The sequence below is a fragment of the Paraburkholderia sp. genome (genome assembly GCF_049581445.1).
Taxonomy (GTDB): domain Bacteria; phylum Pseudomonadota; class Gammaproteobacteria; order Burkholderiales; family Burkholderiaceae; genus Paraburkholderia.
On the sequence record NZ_JBAURZ010000230.1, the window covers coordinates 1 to 8,161 of the forward strand.

The window sequence follows — 8,161 nt, forward strand, 5'->3', positions numbered from 1 at the left end:
GTCACGCCGCCGGAGCCGGCGTGCGCGACCACGGCGCAGCGCACGAGGCCGCACAAATCGGTGATCGTCGCGAAGGAGACGCTTTGACACGCATGTTGCCGCCTGACGTTTCAGAAGCGCAGTTCGAGCGTGCGCTCGCCGCCTGGGGAGCGATTGTCGGCGCGCCGAATATGGTGTCGTCCTCAGGGGCGGAACTGGCTGCCTATCGCGATCCTTTTGCGCCGGGGCAGGCGGTCTTCGAGGCGTCCGCCGCCTTGCGGCCGGCGTCGGTCGACGAAATTCGCGCGATCCTGCGCGTCGCGAACCAGTACCGCATTCCGCTGTGGACCGTGTCGACCGGCCGCAACTTCGCGTATGGCGGCGCGGCTCCTCGTTTGCCGGGCTCGGTGGTGCTCGATCTGCAGCGCATGAACCGCATTATTGAGGTAAGCGAAACGCTCGCCTACGCCCTCGTTGAACCTGGCGTGAGCTACTTCGACCTGGATGCGTATCTGCGCACCAACGGCATCAAGCTGTGGGTCGATCCGCCGGCGGCCGGTTGGGGCAGCGTGATCGGCAATACGCTTGAGCGCGGTTTTGGCTATACCCCCTATGGCGACCATGCCGCGCATCAATGCGGAATGGAAGTCGTCCTCGCCAATGGCGATGTCGTGCGAACCGGGATGGGGGCGATCGACATCGGTACGTCGTGGCAGACATATCGGGCGGGCTACGGTCCTTCGTTCGACGCGATGTTCATGCAGTCGAATTACGGTGTCGTCACGAAGATGGGGGTCTGGTTGATGCCCGCGCCGCCCGCCTATCTGCTGGGCGAAATCCAGTTTCAGCATGAAGAGGATCTCGAAGCGATTGTCGAGATTCTCCGGCCGCTACGACTCGACGAGACGATCCGGAATAACGCGGTGATCGAAGGCGGCCTGCGGCGCGCGGCCGGGCTCACGTCGCGGGCGCAATGGTATGAAGGCAGCGGGCCGATGCCGGAGAGCGCGGTCGCCGCGATGCTGGACAAACTGCAGGTTGGACGGTGGAATCTGCACTTTGCACTCTACGGCACGCCGGAGGTGATCGACGCGCAGTACGCCATCGTGAAGCGGGCCTTTTCACGTGTGCCTCAGGCGAGGTTACTCGCGAGCCGTTATAGCGGTGATGCGCAACCGGCCGGCGGTGGCGATCGCAATCTTGCTGGTATTCCCGCCATGAGCGCTTTCCGCATGCTCGACTGGCGCGGCGGCGCGGGCGCCCATGTCGATTTCTCTCCGGTCATCCCGGCGACCGGGCGCGACGCCATGCGCCAGTACACGATGGTGAAGGCGCGAGCAGCGGAGTACGGCTTCGATTACTACGGTGGCTTTACGGCCGGCGCGCGGCATCTGCATCATATTTTCGCGGCGATCTTCGACCGCGACGACGCGCAGCAGACGGAGCAGGCGGGACAATTGCTGCGCGTGCTGATGAGTGACGCGCGTGCGGCCGGGTATGGCGAGTATCGATCGCATCTCGCGTATATGGACTTCGCAGCGGCGCAGTACAGTTTCAACGATGGCGCGCTGTTGCGTCTATCGGAGACGATCAAGGACGCGCTCGACCCGGCCGGCATTCTGTCACCGGGGAAGCAGGGTGTATGGCCGGCGCCGTGGCGCAATCGGCGCGGGTATACGTAGATTCGGGCAATGGACAGACGTACTTTCGTGATGACCGGTGCCTGGCTTTCCGCAGCAGGCTGCGCGTTGCCGTGGATGGCGCGTGCCGCCCGCACGCCCAACACGATCGCTGTGGTTGATGCGAACCTCGCATCGGGCCGCGCGTTTGCGGAGTACCTGACACGGCAGGACACGCCGATCTTCGAAGTAGGCGATGACATCGGCACGTTGTGGTACACAACGCTGGCAACACGTCTTGCCGTCGCACCAGGCCCGATGATCGGCTTTACGCGCGCATCCGATTATTTCGTGCTCGGACGACTGGCAGCCGGTTCGAGCCGCAGGATTCAGCAGACCGCCGAACCGTGCAAGGGCTTCTGCTCGCCGGTCGCCTTTCTGATCGGACCCGCCGTGGGGCGCCGGTCCAACAGCCCAGTTCGCGCCTAGAACTTGTACGCCGGATTCTTCGGATCGAACGTGCTGTCGTCGAAGGACTTCGGCGTGATGGTTTCCAAGACGATCTTCTCGAAGATCTTGCCGTCGTTACCGTAAGACTCGACCGTACGGAAATATGGATGGCGCAGATCGAGCCCCAGCGTCTCTTTCTTCGCGTAGAACTGCGGCTGACCGATCGGCGTCTCGTACGTAAACGTCACGACTCGCACGCCGTTGATAGTCTGCACCGCGATCTGGGTCGAGCGGGGCACGCCGGCTTCAACGTATTTCTTGCCTTCGGAAAGAAACTGCCGCGTGATATAGCCCGTGCCCAGATCGCGCACTTCGTGGTTCGACTGTGCGCGTGCCAGGACGCCGGTGGTCGAGGTCCAGATTGACATTGCGCTGAGTACGCCGCCGAGGTGGCCGTACATTTCGTCGGCCCGCTTCGATTCATCGTAGATGATTTCCTGGCCGGCATGATTGCCATCGGGCAGCCACTTCGCGTAGATGCGCAACGGATCGTGCGCAATACGCACCAGCATGTGATCAGGCTGGTCGGGCCACGAGTCTCTGATGCGTTCCCAACGCAGCATCGTGAACTCGTAGGACGGGTAGCCGTTCGGGCCTTCCTGGATGTAGCGCGATAGCGTCAGCGGATCGAGCGACTGAAACAGCGCCACCAATTGCGCATCGTCGAGTTTTTCGAGTGCGCCGCTCTGTTGTGCCTGCCGCAGCCAGCGCACCTGTTGATCGAGCGTCAGCTTGCCGGCTTGCGACGGCGGCACTGAAGGCGCCTCAACTTCGCTAGCCGCGGGCGGCGGGGCGGCGGCGGCCCCAGGATCGGTCTGCGCAAACGCCGCAGTACAGGTACAAGCGAGGATCGTCGCGGCGACGAGCGGCCGCCAGCGAGCCAGGCGCGCCTCAAATGCACGACGTGCATCAGATACGTCCAGACTGGCGAGCGGCGCGGTATGCGAGCGCATGGACGTGCGGTGCTTCATCGATCTCCCTCCCGGTCCAGAGTTCGCAGATGGTCTGCGGACATTAGCAAAAGCCTCGGCAAAGGCCGATTCGAGAGCCCAGGCAAGAGGCGCACCGAGATCCGCAGCAAAAGCCGCGCCAAAGCATCGCCAAAAGCCGCAGCAAAAGCGGCTGCAGAACCCCCCCCCGGCGCCACGCGCCTAAGCACGGGCACTTCCGTCACGCCTACTGTCAGGCACGCGATTGCTTCGCGAGTTCCTCATCCCGCAATGCACGTCGCAAGATTTTGCCGACATTGGTTTGAGGTAGCTCGGAGCGGAATTCCACGAGCTTCGGCACCTTGTAGCCGGTCAGATTCTTGCGGCAATGTTCGATCACCTGCTCGGCGGTCAGTGACGGATTGCGCGCCACCACGAACACTTTCACGCGCTCGCCCTGAACGGCGTCCGGAATACCGATCGCTGCCACTTCGCGCACATCGGGATGCATGGCGATCACGTCTTCGATTTCGTTCGGATAGACGTTGAAGCCTGACACCAGAATCATGTCCTTCTTGCGGTCGATCAGTCGCATGAAGCCGCTCGAATCCATCACGCCGATGTCGCCGGTGGCGAGCCAGCCGTCGTCGTCGAACACCTTGGCGGTTTCGTCGGGCCGGTTCCAGTAGCCCTTCATCACCTGCGGACCCTTGACGCATAGTTCGCCCGCCTCGCCGATATTGGCCCAACTGCCATCCTCTTTCTTGAAACGCACCTGGGTCGAGGGCGCGGGCAGCCCAATCGAGCCTTCGAAGTCGCGCATGTTCTTCAGATCCACGGGGTTCATCGACACGATCGGCGAACATTCGGTGAGCCCGTAGCCTTCGACGATCGGTTTGCCTGTCACGGCCTTGAAACGCTCGGCGACCGCTTTTTGCGTGGCCATGCCGCCCGCCATCGCCAGTTTCAGATCCGAGAAATCGCGCCGCCTGAACTCTTCGTTGTCGAGAAGCGCGTTGTAAAGCGTGTTGACCGCGGTGATGCAGGTGAACTTCTCGTGACGGATGATCATCATCACGCGCTTCATGTCGCGCGGATTCGCAATGAGGATGTTGCGGCCGCCGAGTCCCATGAAAATCAGCGCGTTCACGGTAAGCGAATAGATGTGGTAAAGCGGCAGGGGCGTGAGCACAGTTTCGATGTCGCCGCCCAACTGGATTTCGGACCAGACTTTCGCCTGCAGCAGATTGGCGATGATGTTCTGGTGCGTGAGCATTGCGCCTTTGGCGACGCCGGTCGTGCCGCCCGTGTATTGCAGGAACGCGATGTCGCCGTGGTTGGGGCGTACCGGCGTGAGGGGCCGCGTGTAGCCGGTGGCGAGTGCATCGAGCAGGCGCACTGCTTGCGGCAGGTGATAGCTGGGCACCATCTTTTTCACGTGGCGCAGCATGAAATTCAGCACGCGCCCCTTCAGGTTCAGGCCGTCGGCGAGCAGGTCGCCAATCCCCGTGACGATCACGTTTTGCACCCGTGTGCCGGGTAGTGCGTCTTCGAGTGTCTTCGCAAAGTTCTCGAACACGATGATGGTTTGCGCGCCGCTGTCTTTCAGTTGATGCGCGAGTTCGCGCACCGTGTAGAGCGGGTTCACGTTGACCACCACGGCGCCGGCCTTCAGCGCGCCAAACAGCGCGATGGGGTACTGGAACGTGTTCGGGAGCATGATTGCCACACGCTCGCCCGGCTTCACGCCGATACCTTGCAGATAGGCCGCGAACGCATTGACCTTGCGCGCCAGTTCGCCATAAGTGAGACTCGCACCGACGCTGACGTAGGCGACGCGCTCGCGAAACTTTTCCGTACACTCGTCGAAGAATTGCACGATCGATTCATATTGCCTGACGTCGATCTCATGCGGCACGTCGGCCGGATACGATGCGTACCAGACGCCGTCGGTATTCGGCGCGCAGTGCGCTGCCGTGGGCGCCGCGGTGGCCATGTCAGGGGCGCCGGTGTGCGCGGACGGCGCTTGGGTAGGCTGGTTCATCGTCTGTCTCCTGAAGCATTGAGCTTCGTATGGTTGTGTGTTTAGGTGCGCTGATGGCGGCATGCCGGGCCGCCTCGAACGCTACGGTTGCGCCCACGTTGCGCTACCGTTCGAGAATCGCGACCACCCCTTGGCCGCCTGCCGCGCAAATCGAAATCAGGCCGCGCGCCGTGCCCGCCGGTTTGTCGAGCTGGGCCAGCATTTTCGCCAGTCCGGCAACAATACGCGCACCGGTCGCCGCAAACGGATGCCCGGTCGCAAGCGAACTGCCGTTGATATTCAGTTTCGCACGATCGATCTCACCAAGTGGGCCCGCGAGTCCAAGCTGCGTCCGGCAATAGTCGTCATCCTGCCATGCCGTGAGCGTGCAGAGCACCTGGGCGGCAAACGCCTCGTGTATTTCGTAGAGATCGAAGTCCTGTAGCGTGAGACCGGCACGCGCCAGCATGCGCGGCACCGCATACGCCGGGGCCATCAGCAGACCTTCCTTTTTATCGAAGAAGTCCACCGCCGCCGCCTCTGACCAGCTCAGATAGGCGAGCACCGGCAAGCCGTGCGCGGTGGCCCAGGCTTCGCTTGCCAGCAGAACTGTCGATGCACCGTCGGTGAGCGGCGTGGAGTTGCCGGCGGTGAGCGTGCCGGCATCGCGGTCGAAGACGGGGGTGAGGCTGGCGAGTTTCTCTAAGGTCAGATCGGCGCGCAGGTTGTTGTCGCGGGCGAGACCCCGGTAGGGCGTCATCAGGTCGTTCAGGAAGCCGCGCGTGTACGCGTCGGCCAGCTTGTGATGGCTCTCAAAGGCGAGCTGGTCCTGCGCCTCGCGTGCGATGGCCCAGCGTTTGGCCATCAGTTCGCAGTGCTCGCCCATGGACAGACCCGTGCGAGGTTCGCCATTGCGCGGCAAGAGCGGCTTGAAGAACATGCCGGGCCGCAGTTTCGACAAAGCGCCCACACGCTGGCCCGGCGTCTTGCCGCGATTCGCTTCCAGCAGGATCTTGCGCATGCGCTCATTGACGCCGATCGGCGCGTCCGAGGTCGTATCGACGCCGCCCGCGATGCCCACTTCGATTTGCCCGAGCGCGATCTTGTTGGCAACGAGGATGGTGGCTTCCAGTCCCGTGCCGCATGCCTGCTGCACGTCGTATGCGGGTGTTTCTTTGGCGAGCGTCGTGGAGAGGACCGCCTCGCGCGTCAGGTTGAAGTCGCGCGAATGCTTGATGACCGCACCCGCCGCCACTTCGCCGAGACGTTGACCGTGCAGGTTGAAGCGGTCCACGAGCCCTTGCAGCGTGAAGGTCAGCATGTCCTGATTCGACGCGCTCGCGTAAGCGGTGTTGGAGCGCGCAAATGGAATCCGGTTGCCGCCGAGGATGGCGACGCGCCGCACGGCGGGCAGCGGGTTGGACATGCAGGTCTCCTTTCAGGATATTGATTCGCTCATCGCAAGGTCCAGTGAAAACGGCCGCGCAAATGCGGTTTGTCGCCGCTGGCATCACGTATTTCGAGCTCGCGCAGGGTGTCCGACGGCGAGGTGACGGGGGATACCCACAGCGACGCTTCGCCAGGCAGTAGCATGGGCAGCTTGAATTCCGCGCTGATGGTCGCTTCGGCAAGCAGCCTGGGCGGCTGCAGCACGCTGGCGACGCGCGCCAGGGTCCACATGCCGTGGGCAATCGCGCGAGGAAAGCCAAACACTTTCGCCGATGCCGCGCTCAGGTGGATCGGGTTGTAGTCGCCGGAGACGCGCGCGTAGTCGCGTCCGAGTTGCGCGGGAAGCTGCCAGCGGGACACGCGCTGCAACGCCTCGCGGTCGATCTCGAGCGCAGCCAGTGGCGTGCCGGCTAGCGTCTCGCCGAGCGTATTGACGTTGCGCTTCAGATAGACGCTGTCGCCGTCCCAAACGGCTTCGCCACGTCGATAGAGGCGCGTGTGCAGCACGAACGCCTGACCTTTGTCGTGGCGCAACAGCGCGCCGAATTCGACTTCGACGCGCAGCACTTCGTTGCAGTCGAGCGGCCGCCGCTGGCGCACATGGTTGGCAAGGTGCACGAGCCCAAGCGCGGGCCACGGGAAGGCGGGATCGGTCAGCATCAGCAGATGCAGCGGGAAGGCGAGCAGGTGCGGAAAGGTGAGCGGCACGCCATGCTCGGGAATGAAGCCGCACACGCGTGCGTAACGTTCGATTGCGACGGGTTCGAGCGGCGCGGCGGGGCGCACGAGGCGCAGCGCGGGTAACTGCGCGACGCGCCCGCGCTTCATCAAGCCGGACAGTGCTCGCGCATAGAGTTTGGCGGGCGCCGGTAACTGCTCGATCACGACCGTTTTCGTGCGTAGCGCGCCCGGCGGGTGAGTGATCCTCGACGGCTCGCTCATGCTCATGCTCCGATCAGACTTTGCCCGCAGACGCGCACCACCTGGCCCGTGACGCCTGCCGAGCCGGGATGCGCCAGCCAGGCGATGGTCTGGGCCACGTCGATGGGCTGCCCGCCCTGGCTCATCGCGTTCATGCGGCGACCGGCTTCGCGGATCGCCAGCGGAATTTTCGCGGTCATCTGCGTTTCGATAAAGCCGGGCGCCACCGCGTTGATCGTGATGCGGCGCTCGCGCAACAGCGGCGCCATGCTTTCGACGCGGCCAATCACGCCCGCCTTCGAGGTGGCATAGTTGGTCTGGCCCATGTTACCGGCAATGCCGCTGATCGACGACACGCAGACAATCCGGCCGCCGTCGCGCAACGTGCCGGCGGCGAGCAGCGCCTCGTCGATACGCTCCTGCGCGCTGAGGTTGATGTCGATCACGCTATGCCACGCAGCCTCTGTCATCCGCGCGATGGTCTTGTCCCTGGTGATCCCGGCATTGTGCACGAGGATGTCGACGCCGAGTTCGTCGAGCGCGGCGGCGATTTGCGCGGGCGCTTCGGGGGCCGCGATATCGAAGGCGAGGGCGGTACCGGAGAGCCGCCGCATGGTTGATTCGAGCGCTTCGTGGGCAGAGGGGATATCGATGCCGATGACGTGCGCACCTTCGGCGGCGAGCGCTTCGGCGATGGCTGCGCCGATGCCGCGCGCCGCGCCGGTCACGAC

8 protein-coding genes are annotated in these 8,161 nt (G+C 63.7%); 2 read left to right on the forward strand and 6 right to left on the reverse strand.

What is annotated here, in order from left to right; translation table 11 throughout:
- Positions 1 to 83: 83 nt before the first annotated feature.
- Together WCA85_RS19820 and WCA85_RS19825 are read left to right on the forward strand one after the other, a co-directional pair.
- The gene (locus WCA85_RS19820) at positions 84 to 1,661 is read left to right on the forward strand and encodes an FAD-binding protein (RefSeq protein ID WP_424066587.1); all 1,578 of its coding nucleotides are present in this window, start codon (positions 84 to 86) and stop codon (positions 1,659 to 1,661) included.
- 9 nt (positions 1,662 to 1,670) lie between these two features.
- Complete coding sequence (locus tag WCA85_RS19825) at positions 1,671 to 2,087, forward strand: hypothetical protein (protein WP_424066580.1); 417 nt, start codon at positions 1,671 to 1,673, stop codon at positions 2,085 to 2,087.
- On the opposite strand, the gene WCA85_RS19830 is transcribed toward WCA85_RS19825, so the two are convergent.
- The 6 genes from WCA85_RS19830 to WCA85_RS19855 form a co-directional block, all read right to left on the reverse strand.
- Positions 2,084 to 3,079, reverse strand: a complete 996-nt coding sequence (locus WCA85_RS19830; protein WP_424066581.1) for a DUF1571 domain-containing protein — start codon at positions 3,077 to 3,079, stop codon at positions 2,084 to 2,086. The two genes, WCA85_RS19825 and WCA85_RS19830, sit on opposite strands and share 4 nt — an antisense overlap.
- Positions 3,076 to 3,282 carry a cyclodeaminase/cyclohydrolase family protein gene (locus WCA85_RS19835; RefSeq protein ID WP_424066582.1) on the reverse strand — a complete coding sequence of 69 codons (207 nt, stop codon included), beginning with the start codon at positions 3,280 to 3,282 and terminating at the stop codon, positions 3,076 to 3,078. Before WCA85_RS19835 ends, WCA85_RS19830 begins: the two co-directional genes overlap by 4 nt.
- A gap of 8 nt (positions 3,283 to 3,290) precedes the next feature.
- Positions 3,291 to 5,081: an AMP-binding protein gene (locus WCA85_RS19840; RefSeq protein WP_424066583.1), complete on the reverse strand. Its 1,791-nt coding sequence runs from the start codon at positions 5,079 to 5,081 to the stop codon at positions 3,291 to 3,293.
- Between the two features lie 103 nt (positions 5,082 to 5,184).
- On the reverse strand, positions 5,185 to 6,486 hold the full coding sequence (locus WCA85_RS19845) for an acetyl-CoA C-acetyltransferase (protein ID WP_424066584.1): 1,302 nt from the start codon (positions 6,484 to 6,486) through the stop codon (positions 5,185 to 5,187).
- 29 nt (positions 6,487 to 6,515) lie between these two features.
- Positions 6,516 to 7,451: a MaoC/PaaZ C-terminal domain-containing protein gene (locus WCA85_RS19850; RefSeq protein ID WP_424066585.1), complete on the reverse strand. Its 936-nt coding sequence runs from the start codon at positions 7,449 to 7,451 to the stop codon at positions 6,516 to 6,518.
- A gap of 2 nt (positions 7,452 to 7,453) precedes the next feature.
- Positions 7,454 to 8,161: SDR family oxidoreductase (locus tag WCA85_RS19855; RefSeq protein ID WP_424066586.1), on the reverse strand; the 708-nt coding region annotated here is incomplete at its 5' end.